Below are 15,457 nucleotides of genomic sequence, written 5' to 3' on the forward strand. Positions count from 1 at the left end.
AATTTATCCTCTGTTTTTCTCGTTACTTAAAACGTCATTGGATTAATAACTTGACAATGACGAGCGCATAAATAAAAAGGATTATTCCATAGGGAATAATCCTTTTAGCTATAAAAGATATGAGAAACTAACCTTTATAAATCTTTGGGTTAAAGGCATCTCTTAGCCAATCTCCCAATAAGTTAATGACCAAAACTAATGTCACTAACACGATCCCTGGGAAAACGGTAATCCACCAAGCGCCAGAGAATATGTATTTGAAGCCGATGCTTATTAAAGCGCCCAGTGAAGGCTGATCAACGGGTAAACCTAAGCCTAAAAAGGAGAGGGCGGCTTCCGACATAATCGCATTAGCGACCTGAACCGTTGAGATAACTAAAATAGGTGATAGACAGTTTGGTAGGATATGTCTAAACATAATACGCAGTGATTTTAAGCCCATTACTTGTGCAGCTTCAACATATTCCTTCTGTTTTTCTGCGAGTACGGTTGCGCGTATTGTCCGTGCGTATTGTGGCCATTCAGCAATGCCGATGATGACAATCAATAGGATCACCGCATATTGACTAAAAAATTCACTACCAAAGGTCGCTTTGAAGATAGCCGACACAATAATGGCGACCATCATGGTAGAAAAGGATAACTGAATATCGGCAAAGCGCATTAAAAAGCCATCAATACGGCCTCCAAAATAGCCTGCCGACAAGCCAATAACAATACCCAGTATTAATTGCACGGCAACGGCTAAAAAACCAATCGTTAGCGATAAACGAGAGCCATAAAGAATCGTTGATAAAACATCTCGGCCTTGGTCATCGGTACCTAGTATGAAGCGTGTATCGCCATCCTCTAACCAAGATGGGGGGAGCTCTGAATCCATTAAATCTATCGCATTTAAGTCATAGGGATTCGTTGGTGCAATCAATGGAGCGAACAGTGCAGCTAAGAAGAACGCTAAAAATAGTGCAAAGCTCAGCATGGCGACTTTATCTCTTAAAAAGTAGTAAATGAGATCCGAGTCTTTAAAGCTTCCAGCGAGAAGGAACATGTGAAGAGGTGATGTTATTCATAATTAAGCGCCTTTACCGGTAATGTTTACAGTTGGGTTAATGATCCCATATAACAAGTCGACAATGGTATTTGTGACTACAAAAATTAAACCTACAAAAATGACATAGGCGGTAATTAAGGGGGTATCAACGCGGTTTATCGCTTCTAAAAAGAGGAATCCAGTGCCAGGCCATTGGAATACCGTTTCCGTTAAAATGGTGTAAGCGACCATTGTGCCGATTTGTACGCCACCAACTGTAATAACGGGTAACATAGTGTTTTTAAGCGCATGTTGATAATATATTTTATTCATCGACAAGCCTTTCGCCGTGGCAAATTTCACATATTCTGAGCTCAACGCTTCGAGCATTTCAGAACGTACCAAGCGAATAAATAGTGGCATCATTATTGAAGATAATGAAATGCAGGGCAAAATAAGGTGTAACAGCCCATCTTTTGTTAAATAACCAGTTTCCCAACCTAAAATATTAACGGTTTCTCCCCGGCCATAGGAAGGTAACCAGTTAAGTTCTATTGAGAATAAGTACATAAGTAATATTGCTGTTAGGAATACAGGTACAGATATACCTAGGCTACTCACGGCCATGATGATTTTAGTCCATGTACTTTTAGGATTTATTGCTGAGTAGACACCGAGCGGAATGGAAATGAAAATAATCAGCAAGGTCGCGCCTAATACTAATTCAAGGGTTGCTTGTAACTTACTTAAAATAATTTCAACCGCTGGTTTTTTGAAGAAATAGGAGTTCCCTAAATCACCTTTTACGGCATTACTGATAAAGCGAGTATATTTGGTCAGATAAGGGTCATTGAGACCTAATTCATTACGTAATACTTGTCGTTGTTCTTCTGATACAGATTGCCCGACTAATTCACGTAATGGGTCTCCTAGATTATCCTGAATAGCGAAGGCTACCAGACTGATCACAAACATCACTATCAGAGCCTGAAATAGGCGCTGGACCAAAAACGTAAACATTGATATATCCCTTTTATAAAAATAATGTTTTATATGCCCGATGCTCAGACATAAGATTATTTGCAGATAAAAATATGGCCCTAAATGAATATTTAGGGCCAGTTATTATGGTTATAAACTCATAAAAATATTATTTAACGACTAGGTCACCAAAGTATGGGAAGTTCATAGCATTAACAATAGGTGCTACTTGTAAATTAGATTTTGCTCCCCAAGCTAGGTTTTGCCAGTGTAGAGGAACAAATGCAGCCTCATCATATAGAATTTTTTCAACACGTTGTAACATTTTAGCACGTAGTGCAGGATCTGTTTCCATGTTAGATTTATTAACTAGATCATCTACTTCTGAGTTTGAATAGTGACCACAGTTATAGGCTCCTTTACCTGTTTCTGCGTTACGAGTCATGGTTAAGAACTCTGAAAAGTTAGCAGAATCTTCAGTATCTGAATGCCAACCTATCATCATCATATCAGCAGAGCAAAGATCGAATTCAGGCCAGTATTGTGCCTTTGGCAGGGTTTTAAGATCAACTTTAATACCAATTTTAGAGAGCATAGCAGAAGCTGCTTGTGCAATCTGAGCATCATTAACATAACGATTATTTGGTGCCATCATGGTTAGTTTGAAGCCTTTTTCATAACCCGCTTCTTTCATTAATTGCTTCGCTTTTTTAAGGTCATAACGAGGAACAAGTGCTGCGTCATAACCAGCATAACCTGCAGGTCCTTGTTGTCCTGCTGTTGTTGCAAAGCCTTTCATGATTTTTTTAACGATACCATCGTTATTAATGGCGTGGACAATCGCTTGACGAACACGGACATCTTTAAGTGCAGGATTACTTTCTTGATTCATTTGGAAAGTAATAATACGAGTGCCTGGTACTGTAATTAAGTCAACACCTTTGGTTTTTTCTACACGGTTATGGTCATTAGGTGCAACAGGATTGATTAAATCAACATCACCAGAAAGTAATGCAGCAACACGGGTCGCATTTTCTTTAATTGGCACTAACGTTAATTTATCAACATTGCCAGGTGATTTAGTATCCCAGTAATCTTTGAAACGCTCAAATACAACTTTAATACCTTGCTCACGTGATGTTACCGTGAAAGGACCTGTACCTGAAACATTTGTAGAAGCAAATGAGCCACCATGTTTTACAATGGCTGCTTTGTCTTTGCCATCCATTTCACCAGAGTAAAATTTGCTATCCATTGGAAAAATATAAGTCGCAGTTTGTAAAACTAACGGGTAAGGCTCACTCGATTTGAGTTCCACGGTATAGTCGTCAACTTTAACCATCGCGTCGTATGGTGCAAAAACACCTTTAAAGTCTCCAGAAATCTTTAAACGATTGAATGTCCAGATAACATCATCAGCTGTTAGGCTATTTCCTGAATGGAATTTAACACCTTTGCGCAGTTGGAAGCGGAAAGTGTTTGCGTCAATACGTTCCCATTTTTCAGCTATACGAGGTTCAAACTCTAACTCTTTAGTAAAACGAACAAGTGGATCAAATAACATGTGTGACATTTGTAAAGTGCCACCAGAAAGCTGCTCGTGTGGATCAAGTGAAACCGGATCCGCATCATAGGCTACTGTTATGTCTGCTGCCGCTGCTGAAAAACTCAGTCCTGCTGCAAATAAAGCAATTGCAAGTTTTGTTTTTAAAAATTTCTTTAAATAGCTCCTTTAATGGGGACATTTCCCTTTGGTTTGGTGGTTATTAGAAAATATTTCAACCTTGGATAAGCCAGCTTATCTTTTCTATGCGTTTTCTAATTTGTTTCTAAGCCCTTTAAATTCAGGCATTAATGATACAAGATGTTTACTATATTGATGTTGCGGATTGACAAACAGCTGTTCTGTTTCTGCAACCTCTACAAGTTGCCCTTGCTTCATCACGCCAATGCGATCGCACACTTGACGAATAACTGGCAAATCATGACTAATGAATAACATAGTTAGGTTTAGCTCATCTTGCAGATCTTTCAATAAATTAAGAATTTGTGCTTGTACTGATACATCTAATGCCGATGTAGGTTCATCACAGATTAATAGGCGAGGGCGTGTTGCCAATGCTCTTGCTATTGAGATACGTTGACGTTGTCCGCCAGAAAATTCATGTGGATATTTTACGCCAGCCATTCGGCCAAGACCAACATGATCTAAGAGGTCATGCACTATTTGCCGTATTTCAGCTTCAGATTTAGCTAATTTATGAAAGCGAATGGGTTCGGAGATAATATCGAAAATTTTCATGCGAGGATTCATTGACGTATAAGGATTTTGGAAAACCATCTGCATTTGTCTACGTATAGGACGGCGTTGGCTTTCTGATTTCAATGCTGTTAAATCAACGCCTTCGAAGGTTATTTTACCAGCATCGGCGCCATATAAGCCTGCAATAACGCGGGCAATCGTTGATTTACCCGAGCCTGATTCGCCAACTAAACCAAATGTCTCTCCTTCATTGATATGAAAAGTGACATTTTTAGATGCCTGTACATACTCTCGATGACTAGCAAAAAAAGAGTCTTTAGTAATAAATCGCAAACTAACATTTTCCACATTGAGTAGCGGTCCTGTGTAGATTTTTTGATCTTCGCTTTGTCCTAGCCAATGATTTTTAATATCGAGTTGCTTCATTTCACTGGCTTCTTCGATATAACTGACAAGTGGGAATCGGTCTAGTTTGATATCCGAGCGGGGCACGGCTGATATCAAGCTGCGAGTATAGTCATGATCTGGATCGCCAAGTACTTTTGCCGTAGTGCCAAATTCAACTAAATCACCACGATACATAACCGCGACTTTATCGGTCACATTAGATACTACGCCCATATCATGAGTAACTAGCATACAGCCAACATTTTTTTCAACACAGAGTTGACGTATAAGGGTCAGTATTTGATCTTGAATAGAAACATCGAGGGCAGTGGTAGGTTCATCAGCAATAATTAAATCAGGTTCTCCAGAGAGGGCGATAGCGATAACAACACGTTGCCTCATCCCACCTGAAAATTGATGGGGATACTGTTTGATGCGAATATGTGGCTCAGGAATGCCCACTTGTTCCATTAAACTAAGCGCACGGGAAAAGGCATCTTCGGGTGATACATCTAGATTAGCCAGAATGGTTTCAGTTATTTGCTGTTCGACGGTAAAAAGAGGATTTAAGGAGGTCATGGGATCTTGAAAGATGAAACCAATTTTAGAGCCGCGAACAGTGCGCATTTGATTTGTAGACAAGCCCGAAATTTTTTCACCATCGAGATAAATATCTCCATTAGCAATAACACCTGGTGGGCTTAAAAGGTCAATTACAGCATTCCCTACAGTTGATTTTCCCGCCCCTGATTCACCTACGACACCTACAATTTCACCTCTTTCAATAGTTAAAGAAAGCGATTTAACGGCGGCGTGAACGCCATGCCGAGAAGGGTATTCAATGCGAAGGTTTTTTACTTCTAATAAAGACATTATTTGCTACCTGCAACTTAATAAACATTTACCAAGTTTTAAAAGTTATTCTATCCTATTGTCAGCCAAATTGCTGACACAAGTGGATAATATTAACAAGAAATTCAATTAGCTCAATACTCTTCACATAAAAATGACATAATCATTCCATTTGTTCCTATGTTAAATTTAAATGTCGAATAATTTTACGACTCTTAAATAGTCAAAATATGAAAACAATTAAATACAACGTGTTATGTATGTGGTATTAAATTTGCTTTAAGTTTACTTCAACTTATCAAATGGAATTACATATGAACAAATTTATAAAAAGTGCATTATCTATTTCCGTGCTTGGCTTTATCTCTTTGCAAGCTCAAGCTGGTGTTGTTTTTTCATTCACTGAGTCTGGTGGTAATGTGTTAATGAATTCATCTGGCGTACTTAATACGGCTGAATTGGATTTCCTCACCGTCAGGATGGGGCGGGGTTGGTGTTGAGACCAACGCTTCGCAACAATCCGACATAATGGGGGATACTACTATGGGCGGGCTAGATGTGGCATTTGGTTTTCACGATGGTACTGATTTCAGCCCTTGGATAGGGGATATGTTCACTACTTCGAATTTTGGTTGGTCAACGAGTGGGACGACTCAATTCGCCACCTATATTATGGATCCTCTTCGCACTCCTGGAATTGGCATATCTTCTGCTGATTTGATTGGTGATTTTTGGACGCCAGATGTTTCTTGGTCTAAGTCTGGAACTTTTGCAAATCTTGGTTTGACTGCTGGCGATTACACAATCACTGATGTTTTAACAGGGGAGTTTATATCAATTAAAATTGGAAATGTCACCTCAGCAGTCCCAGAGCCTACATCCTTCGCATTGGTGTTACTTGGCCTTGCTGGTTTAGTTTTTTCACGAAGAAAATCAATCTAAAAAATATATTCTTATTGATAAAAAGCATTGACGATGATCAATGCTTTTTTATTTTCAAAGTATATTCAACCTGCATAAGCTAGATATGTGATTTTAGCAGTATAACTAAAGCTCTCTTTTTTATTCGCTAAATAGCTCCTGCCAATATCATAAAGTCATTTAAGTCAATATTTCTAACTTCATGCTGTCGTTTTTTACTCTCAGGTCTATCTTGGTGATTAAAATAATAGATAGCAGCGTTTCTGCTGTTACTCTAGCATTTTTCCTCAACCAGCTACGACCAAAATATTATGCTGATTGGTATAAGTATAAATAGGTTGGTGCAGGTAAATATTAGATTTAAATTTTTACAAAAAAAAGCCAGTGAGGGAGCCCATCACTGGCTTTTTATCCTGTTCACTTTAAAGATGGGGGTTACTGTCCATCTCTTGCTTTAAGGGCGTCGACAAAGGTTTTTCTAGCTGTTGTCGATCCTTCTGATTCTGCTTTATTCACTAATTGCAGAGCTTTAGCTGTTTGTTTAGCGGCAACGGCATCTTTAATTTGTTGGTTGATATCTTTTTTTACCTCTACACGAGTTTGAGGTGTTTTATTGTTATCAAGCGCATCAAGGAACGTCTGTCTTGCGCTTGGCGAACCCGCAGCTTCCGCTTGATCAACCAATGCGAGCGCTTTCGCTATCTCATTGACAGAAATCGCATCAATAATTTCTTGGTTATATTCTTGTTCACTGAGTACTACTGTTTCGTTGCGTTTTTTAAGTGCATCGGTGAAGGTCGTGCGAGCCGTTGTGGAACCTATAGATTCAGCTTCATGTACCAGCGTTAGTGCACGAGAAATTTCATTATCTGCAATTGCAGCTAAGATTTCCGTGTTGTAGTGTGCATCTTGTTCCGATATAGACTCTGATTTAGGCTCGATTGATAAAAGGTTTGCCAATGGATTGTAGCCATTTTCACTATCCGTTGTTGTATTTTTACTCGCAACATTAAGCTCTATTAAACCAGTTGCAGAATGGGGGATAATCGGATCTGGGATCTCTGGTGGTACTGTACTGTGAGCAATAGCAAAAGCTTTCGCAGGGTGGATTATGGTTGTGCCTCCCTTCATGTTTTCTGGCGAAGTATGGAATAAAATATAAGTTTCATTCGCAGGATTATTCGCTTGTTGGCGATATATAGTTAATGAAGCGAATAGCCTGTCGCCTTTTAATACCTTAGCTTCTTTATAAATAAATTGTCTGGCTTTGATGGTACGAGTCACTTTAAAGTTGGCATCTAATAATGTTACTTCAGGCATTAACACTGAATCAAATATTAAACTATCCATCTCTAATCTTAATTCTTGGCTTTTACTTGTTATTTTATAGGCTTCAACAAAGCTTTTGCCGTTAGCAAAATTATAAGCTTGTGATTGATCTGTAATCGCGATGCTTAGCGGCCCATCACTCTTTATCTCTTTATATTTTAATTGTTGAAAAGTAGTACAACAAACGGTTTTGTTTGCTAATTCATTGCGGGCTTTTGCTATTGGTTGAAACGCATTTGTATTTGCTTCTTGAGTCGCTTCTAATGAATAATTTGAACAGCTTGCGAGGAGTAAGCTAGTAAGTAAAATAACAGAGGATTGTCTGATAACCATATTCCATATCCTGATTTGAAGAAAGACCATGACTATAACGACATTTATCGAAAAATCCAGTAGTAATAGTCGTAATGGTTTGAGACAAGGTAATATATGCGTCTGGTCTCAAAATTTATACTTACCCAAAGTCACTATGGATGCGGTTTTTATTAGTATGAGCAGATTTTTTACGATTAGGAATAGTTATCAATTCGGCTGTGCATGTTATCCTTATCAAATTGTATTTGAATCATTGAGGATTGCTTAAATGTGCGAACTATTAGGCATGAGTGCCAACGTACCGACTGATATTTGTTTTAGTTTTAGTGGATTAGTTAAACGTGGTGGTGATACTGGGCCACATAAGGATGGTTGGGGAATTACCTTTTACGAAGGAAAGGGGTGTCGTAGTTTTAAAGATCCTCGACCAAGTTGCGATTCACGTGTTGCGCAGTTGGTAAAAGAGTATCCCATTAAGAGCAAATCCGTTATTAGCCATATTCGCCAAGCCAATAGAGGGGGGGTGAGTTTGGAAAATACCCATCCATTTACACGCGAACTATGGGGAAAAAATTGGACCTATGCGCATAATGGTCAGCTAACAGGCTATGAAGCCCTGCCAATGGGGCGTGCATTGCCCGTTGGTGAAACGGATAGTGAGCGTGCATTTTGTTGGATTCTTGAACAAATATCTGAAGATTATTCCAATGAGCCTACAGATATGTTGCCAGTGTTTAAAAAAATCGCCAGTTATGCTGATACGCTCCGTAAAATGGGGGTGTTTAATATGCTTTTAAGCGATGGTGAATACGTTATGTGCTATTGCACGAATAACTTGCATTGGATAACGCGGCGCGCTCCCTTTGGTAAGGCACAGTTGATCGATGAGGATATGACCGTTGATTTTCAGCAGGAGACATCGGATAGCGATATTGTTACTGTTATTGCAACTAGACCATTAACGAAAGATGAACAGTGGGTAAAAATGTCCGAGGGTGAATTTTGCGTTTTTCATTTCGGTGAACGTATTTTATAAGGGGGGATAAATTATTTTTTCCTTTTAATCATCCTTTATGGGCTTAATTGAGTGGCGTAGATAGTTTGTTTTTCATTAAAATCAGCGTCTTTTAGTCTTTTTTTTTGCATAACTTTAACCATGTATTATACTCGTTTTACTTGCTGTTATTTAAATGAGGTTAGTTATGTTCAATTTTAAAAAAGCGTTACCTGCTGCATCTTTATTGCTAATTGTCTCTGGCTGTTCAACAGTCGATGTAGGGCCTGTTCAGAGTAAAATCGACGCCGCTAAATCAGGTCCTGATGGTGCTTGTATTGTTGCAACACATCAAGCTGCCATGGATATAGCTAATGCAGAAGCAATTCTTGATGGACGTGAGAAGGTAAGACAATCAACCTATGATAAAGCAATGGCTGCAGCCGACTCGGCAGTTGCAAACCGCGCTATTGTTGAGGATACCTGTTATGTTCGTTCAGAAGAATTAGCCGGAGTTTTTACTGCTCATCTTGAAGAGTATGCAATGTTTCGAGCAAAACTCCATCAAGTGGGGGATATTTTGCGTGGTGTTACTTTCCACGTAGGGTCTTCTGATTTGACGGACGAAGCTAAAACTGTGTTAAATATTTTAGCTAATAACTTAATGAGACAACCGAAGAAAGCCGTTGTCATTGGTTTCTCATCTAATACAGGTGATGCTAAATCGAACTTGATGTTATCGCAAAAACGAGCTGAAAGCGTTGTTGCTTATTTAGTTTCTAAGGGAGTTGATGGTAATTTGTTACTCGCGACAGGTTATGGTCAAGCTTACCCGATTGCGAGTAACGACACCGCTGAAGGTCGTACTGCCAATCAGCGTGTAGAAATTAAATATTTAAATCAATAAGATGTATTGTATCGTTTAATCGATAACTATTGATAATAAATGTTAAGCCCTCGATATTGAGGGCTTTTTTAATGGCTTCCCCAAACGCGATGAATAGTTATAAAGTATGCGTCAAATTGCGCTATACCTTTTATTTTTCATATTCACGCTTCATCTGCCAATCTTCAAGTTCAACTAAAACAAGTAGGGCTCCATGACCACCGAATTCAAGGGGGGCTTGATGAAAGGCTAAAATATCAGGATGTTGGGCCAACCATAATGGCACTTGTTTTTTTAACACATATTTACCGACACCGTGCATGACGCTACAGCAGTATAGTCCCTCTTTTTTGCAACATGCAATCAAAGCACCGAGCTCGCGCTTAGCTTCCTCTTGAGTTAATCCATGTAAATCTAAAATAATTTCGGGTGCAAAATCACCACGTCTTAACTGTTTTATTAAATATTTTTGAGCATCTTGTCGGATATAACGAACCGGTCCCTCTTCGGCAAGGTGTGGCTCAAAGCCATCGGAGAAATGTTCACTCTCAAAGGAAGCAATAATAGTTTTTTGAATTACCTGTTTTTTCTTATTGTTTTTAGGCGGTAGTTTTATGGTATCCTGTTTTAATTTTTTAATACCAGAAAACTCTGCACTGAATAGTGAAAAATCATCATTTTTAGTTTTATCGGTCATGGTCTTTCCAAAGCGCTATTTTGATGTCAGTAGTTTACCCCAATTACATTGAAAATGTGATTGCTATTACCTAATTGGAGTCTACATTGGATAGCATTTTAAAAGAAGAAGCGGTTAATGAGTTATTAACAATTCAAGACATGATCCGCTGGGCAACCACTGAATTTAACCGTGCAGGGCTTTTTTATGGGCATGGTGCTGATAATGCGTTAGATGATGCAATGCGCTTAATTTTGCCATCACTTAATTTACCTTTTTTTGCTAGTAGTGAGCTTATCAGCGGTCGTCTTACTCGTCGCGAACGGGAAATGTTAGTTGAGCTGATTGTTAAACGTATTGATCAACGTATCCCCGTCGCCTATTTAACCAATACGGCGTGGTTTTGTGGATTAGAGTTTTATGTTGATGAACGCACATTGGTGCCACGCTCTCCCTTTGCTGAATTAATTGAAGCGCGTTTCACTCCTTGGTTAAAGCAGTCACCGCAACGTATTTTGGATCTTTGTACAGGCAGTGGCTGTATCGCTATTGCCTGTGCCTATGCCTTCCCCGATGCAGAAGTTGATGCGGTGGATATTTCTGATGATGCCTTAGAAGTTGCTGATATTAATATTCAAGGGCATGGTTTAGAGCAGCAAGTTATTCCGATGTTATCGGATCTATTTTCCGGTGTAGAAAATGAAAAATATGACTTAATCGTATCAAATCCACCTTATGTTGATGCGCAAGATATGGCAAACTTACCTGAAGAATTTAAACATGAACCTGAATTAGGGTTAGCATGTGGTTACGATGGTTTAGACTTAGTTCGAAAAATGCTTTCTCAAGCGGCAGATAGACTCAACGACGGCGGTTTATTGTTTGTCGAGGTGGGTAATTCACAGGTTCATTTACAGAATAATTATCCAGAGATTCCATTTACTTGGATAGAGCTTGCTAACGGTGGGCATGGTATATTCGTGTTAACTAAAGAACAACTTGATGATATTTCAGTTAGTTTATAACCTTGGTTTAATTTATTTATAGTAGGAAAACAAATCATGGCAGGAAGCAGTATTGGCCAACTTTTTAAAGTGACCACTTTCGGCGAAAGTCACGGGGCCGCATTAGGATGTATCGTAGATGGTATACCACCTAACTTAGCTATTTGTGAAGCTGATTTACAGCACGATTTAGATAGACGTCGTCCTGGGCAGTCGCGTTATACTACAATGCGTCAAGAGGGCGATCAGGTTAAAATTTTATCTGGTGTGTTTGAAGGAAAAACAACGGGCTGTAGTATTGGTTTATTAATTGAGAATACCGATCAGCGCTCTAAAGATTATTCAGCAATTAAAGACTTATTTCGTCCTGGACATGCCGATTACACCTATCATCAAAAATATGGACACCGTGATTATCGTGGTGGTGGGCGTTCATCGGCACGTGAAACTGCAATGCGCGTAGCTGCAGGGGCTATTGCTAAGAAATATTTATTTGAGCAATTTGGCATTGTCATTCGCGGCTATTTAAGTCAACTTGGTGATATTACACCGGATCAATTGAATTGGGATGAAGTTGAAAATAATCCTTTTTTCTTTCCCGATGCAAGCAAAATATCCGCGCTTGAAGACTATATGAAAGCGCTGATTAAAGAAGGGAACTCTGTCGGAGCAAAGGTCTCCGTGGTTGCATCTGGCGTACCTGTCGGGTTAGGTGAGCCTGTATTTGACCGTTTAGATGCAGAATTGGCTCACTCATTGATGAGTATCAATGCCGTAAAAGGGGTTGAGATAGGAGATGGTTTTGCCGTTGCCAGTCAAAAAGGAACTGAACATCGTGATGAAATGACGCCAGAGGGTTTTTTATCGAATCATGCTGGTGGGATTTTAGGCGGTATTTCAACGGGGCAGGATATTATTGCTCACATTGCGTTAAAGCCAACATCGAGTTTAACGATTCCCGGACGTACCATTACCACTGATGGCGAAGCCACTGAGATGATAACTAAAGGTCGTCATGATCCCTGCGTTGGTATTCGGGCGGTACCGATTGCTGAAGCGCAAATGGCAATTACCTTATTAGACCATTTGTTACGCCATCGTGCACAAAATTTACATGTGCATACCAATACGCCTTTCCTTAAATAATATAATAAAATAGGGCGCTATTAGCGCCCTGTTTTATTATGCGCCAATTGAGCACACCTAAACATTTGATTGATGTAAATCAACAAAAAGGTTTGGGTGTCCGATTTCTTGAATAGCTTCGATTAATTGAATGGAAGAAACAGTTTCATGTTTTTCAATCGGAGGTTATTATAGTTAAAGTATTTTTAACTATTTGTAAAAAAGGGAAAATATGCCTCCGATAGTCGAATTCTCCGAAAAAGGAAAACCACAAATAAAGCGAGTGGATACATTTTGCTCTCTTCTTAATTATGAGCTTCCTTCAGAAGATTCAAGTTTTTCGGGTTTATTAGAACAATTCGATAAAATAATCAAAGATAAACATCCTCAAGTAACGTCCGGAGCATTAAGTAATTGTCATGGTGATTGGTATGAATGGATGTTAGCAGCAAATGCTTGGAATTATAGGATCAAAAACAATAAAAACTTAATTCTCCTTCTTTTACCAAATGTATCAAGTTTTGACGTGGCGGCACTATATAACGATGAGCTGTATGGTTATATTAATGATCTACTATTAAAGGTAAAGAAAACTGCTGATGTACAATTAATAACTTCCAACCCTGATTTTGTTATTATTGATACAACAAATATTAAACTTGATGGTGAATTCCAAAAAAGTATTTCAGGTTTTACCCCTGACTCAATAGATAAGTTAGAAAAAAGCTATCAGCATTTTATTGGTAAGTGTTCATTTGAAAATATATCAGGCTATCTTTCAGTCAAAACAACATTTCGACCTGATCGTAGGCTGCAATTGTCGCATGAAGGTTCTCTTATGAAGGCAACATATGTGCACCTTCAAACTAGAGATTGGGTTATTAATCCTAAGGGTTTAAAATACTACGGCGCTGCAACAAAAATATCTGACGCAGATCGGCGTGGATTACGAACAGTGGCGACACACTCTATTCTCGATGTTCAAGCCACCCCACAAGCTGCGGTTGATGAGGTGTTTACCATTAATAGCAATTCAAATTGCGATGACGCTTTTAAAATCATTCTCAATGAGTAAAAGAATCAAGATATTTCTTAACTGTACGAGCAAGTCCTAAGCTTGCTACGTACGGAACTCCATTCCCTATAGTTTTAAACATATTCGATAAAGTCATCGTATCAGGAAAAGAAAAGTCTTTTGGCAGTGACTGAATAGCTAAAGCTTCAGCTGCTGATAATCGTCTACTTTTATAAGGGTGTAAATGAACTTCATTGTTTCCATAAGCAGCCGTCGGTGAGTATCTCCATCTATGTAATCTTTTAAACGATTTTTTAGAATCATCTCCTTCGTCAATTACTTGAAACTTAGGTAATGCAGCTCTAGGCACAAAATGATGCTTAGAGTTAGGGTGGGCATTAACATTATTCTTATTGAACCAATATTCAACTGTTAATTCTTCATATTTTTTAATTTCAGTTGGAATTGTTTTTTCACCATTTTCTTTGTATATATCACGAGTAGGCCATTCTATTTTTTGAAATATTAGATTTCTATCGTACTTCAATTCAGATTGCCAATTAAAATCCATTTCTAATTGTTCATTATTTTTAGAGTTAGATTTGGACTTTTTTATTCCAAAAAGTAATATTCTATCTCTATCTTGAGGCGCGCCATACTCAATACAATTTGTCAATCGATTTGTTAGTATATAACCAGCTTCTTCTAACTCTAATTTTACTTTTTCAAAAAACTCTCTATGTCTCGCAGTGCGCCATAAGCCTTTAACGTTTTCAAATATAAAAAAGTCCGGGCTGAACTTAATTATTCCATTAACGTAAACTTGTGTTAATCGACCATTTTCACCATCTTTACCTTTATTCTTTCCTGCAACAGAGAAATCAGGGCATGGAGGCCCACCAATAAAACCTATTAACTCATTTTGTTTTTTTGCATTATTAACTGTTTCTAAAAAGGATTCTTTTAAATCTCCTTCTACTAATTCTTCAATACTCTCATTGCTATATCCAAATTGAGGTTCAGAAATCCCCATTGAAGAACGGCTATATTTATAAGCGTCGAGAAATGGTTTGTGAAATTCGTTGACATACTGGACATCGAAGCCCGATTTTTCAAATCCGAGGTCTAAAAAACCACTGCCGGAGAAGAAAGAGAACAATATTGGCTTAGACATTAAGCAACCTTTGGTATAATAAGAGAATTACAAATATTATTACGCACTGAGTGCGCAACGTCAAGAGATTAAGATGCTATTTTGTCATAAATTACAGAAGAAGAAAGAAGAATTAAAAGTAAGCCAAAAAGTACTTTGCTCTATATTATATGACGTTCCACAAAGAACGTTGCAGAGTTGGTTAAAAGGAGATAAAGAACCTCCTTTGTATCTTCAGGAGCTAGTTTTTTTCAAACTTAGTGATGTAATAACTGATCAGTGTGCAAAAAAAACATAAAAAACAAGAATAGGTGTCGCGCAGCCGACACCTTATTCGGGTGTTGAACAAGCCCGATCTGGAATAATACCGCCAATTGAGGACACCCAAACATTTGATTGATGCAAATCAATCAAATGTTTGGGTGTCCGATTTTGTTGTTTTGCCTACATTAACCCAAGGGTTAAGCCCTTAAACCGCAATAATCCAACCAAATTAGCCTCATAAACACGTTTACAATTCAATTTA

14 protein-coding genes are annotated in these 15,457 nt (G+C 38.4%); 7 read left to right on the plus strand and 7 right to left on the minus strand.

Annotated features, from left to right (window positions below):
- Positions 1-127 precede the first annotated feature (127 nt).
- The 4 genes from AB2N10_RS02965 to AB2N10_RS02980 form a co-directional block, all read right to left on the minus strand.
- Complete coding sequence (locus AB2N10_RS02965; RefSeq protein ID WP_369434288.1) at positions 128-1,048, minus strand: ABC transporter permease; 921 nt, start codon at positions 1,046-1,048, stop codon at positions 128-130.
- A 24-nt stretch (positions 1,049-1,072) separates the two neighbouring features.
- On the minus strand, positions 1,073-2,050 hold the full coding sequence (locus AB2N10_RS02970; protein WP_354625069.1) for an ABC transporter permease: 978 nt from the start codon (positions 2,048-2,050) through the stop codon (positions 1,073-1,075).
- A gap of 130 nt (positions 2,051-2,180) precedes the next feature.
- Positions 2,181-3,584 (minus strand): ABC transporter substrate-binding protein, encoded by a 1,404-nt coding sequence (locus AB2N10_RS02975; RefSeq protein ID WP_369434289.1) that lies wholly within the window; start codon positions 3,582-3,584, stop codon positions 2,181-2,183.
- A gap of 234 nt (positions 3,585-3,818) precedes the next feature.
- A complete protein-coding gene (locus AB2N10_RS02980) occupies positions 3,819-5,534 on the minus strand; it encodes a dipeptide ABC transporter ATP-binding protein (protein ID WP_369434290.1) in 1,716 nt (571 codons plus the stop codon).
- A 293-nt stretch (positions 5,535-5,827) separates the two neighbouring features.
- Here AB2N10_RS02980 and AB2N10_RS02985 point away from each other — a divergent pair, with 293 nt between their 5' ends.
- Both AB2N10_RS02985 and AB2N10_RS02990 read left to right on the plus strand, forming a co-directional pair.
- Complete coding sequence (locus AB2N10_RS02985) at positions 5,828-6,013, plus strand: hypothetical protein (protein ID WP_369434291.1); 186 nt, start codon at positions 5,828-5,830, stop codon at positions 6,011-6,013.
- Between the two features lie 43 nt (positions 6,014-6,056).
- Positions 6,057-6,455 carry a PEP-CTERM sorting domain-containing protein gene (locus AB2N10_RS02990; protein ID WP_369434292.1) on the plus strand — a complete coding sequence of 133 codons (399 nt, stop codon included), beginning with the start codon at positions 6,057-6,059 and terminating at the stop codon, positions 6,453-6,455.
- A 414-nt stretch (positions 6,456-6,869) separates the two neighbouring features.
- On the opposite strand, the gene AB2N10_RS02995 is transcribed toward AB2N10_RS02990, so the two are convergent.
- Positions 6,870-8,096, minus strand: coding sequence for a MalM family protein (locus AB2N10_RS02995; protein WP_369434293.1), 1,227 nt, complete (start codon positions 8,094-8,096; stop codon positions 6,870-6,872).
- A gap of 250 nt (positions 8,097-8,346) precedes the next feature.
- On the opposite strand from AB2N10_RS02995, the gene AB2N10_RS03000 reads away from it, so the two are divergent.
- Positions 8,347-9,114: a class II glutamine amidotransferase gene (locus AB2N10_RS03000; protein WP_369434294.1), complete on the plus strand. Its 768-nt coding sequence runs from the start codon at positions 8,347-8,349 to the stop codon at positions 9,112-9,114.
- A 166-nt stretch (positions 9,115-9,280) separates the two neighbouring features.
- Positions 9,281-9,979 carry an OmpA family protein gene (locus tag AB2N10_RS03005; RefSeq protein WP_369434295.1) on the plus strand — a complete coding sequence of 233 codons (699 nt, stop codon included), beginning with the start codon at positions 9,281-9,283 and terminating at the stop codon, positions 9,977-9,979.
- 130 nt (positions 9,980-10,109) lie between these two features.
- Here AB2N10_RS03005 and smrB read toward each other — a convergent pair whose 3' ends face one another.
- Positions 10,110-10,655, minus strand: a complete 546-nt coding sequence (gene smrB / locus AB2N10_RS03010) for an endonuclease SmrB (RefSeq protein ID WP_369434296.1) — start codon at positions 10,653-10,655, stop codon at positions 10,110-10,112.
- Between the two features lie 86 nt (positions 10,656-10,741).
- Here smrB and prmB point away from each other — a divergent pair, with 86 nt between their 5' ends.
- The 3 genes from prmB (at position 10,742) to AB2N10_RS03025 (ending at position 13,838) form a co-directional block, all read left to right on the plus strand.
- On the plus strand, positions 10,742-11,659 hold the full coding sequence (gene prmB, locus AB2N10_RS03015; RefSeq protein WP_354625080.1) for a 50S ribosomal protein L3 N(5)-glutamine methyltransferase: 918 nt from the start codon (positions 10,742-10,744) through the stop codon (positions 11,657-11,659).
- Positions 11,660-11,695: 36 nt separating this feature from the next.
- The gene (gene aroC, locus AB2N10_RS03020) at positions 11,696-12,784 is read left to right on the plus strand and encodes a chorismate synthase (protein ID WP_354625081.1); all 1,089 of its coding nucleotides are present in this window, start codon (positions 11,696-11,698) and stop codon (positions 12,782-12,784) included.
- Positions 12,785-12,995: 211 nt separating this feature from the next.
- Positions 12,996-13,838, plus strand: a complete 843-nt coding sequence (locus AB2N10_RS03025) for a Cfr10I/Bse634I family restriction endonuclease (RefSeq protein ID WP_369434297.1) — start codon at positions 12,996-12,998, stop codon at positions 13,836-13,838.
- Here AB2N10_RS03025 and AB2N10_RS03030 read toward each other — a convergent pair.
- Positions 13,828-14,952: a DNA cytosine methyltransferase gene (locus tag AB2N10_RS03030; RefSeq protein ID WP_354625083.1), complete on the minus strand. Its 1,125-nt coding sequence runs from the start codon at positions 14,950-14,952 to the stop codon at positions 13,828-13,830. The genes AB2N10_RS03025 and AB2N10_RS03030 overlap by 11 nt on opposite strands.
- Positions 14,953-15,457 lie beyond the last annotated feature (505 nt).

Source organism: Psychromonas sp. MME1, from assembly GCF_041080865.1.
In the GTDB taxonomy this organism is placed as follows: domain Bacteria; phylum Pseudomonadota; class Gammaproteobacteria; order Enterobacterales; family Psychromonadaceae; genus Psychromonas.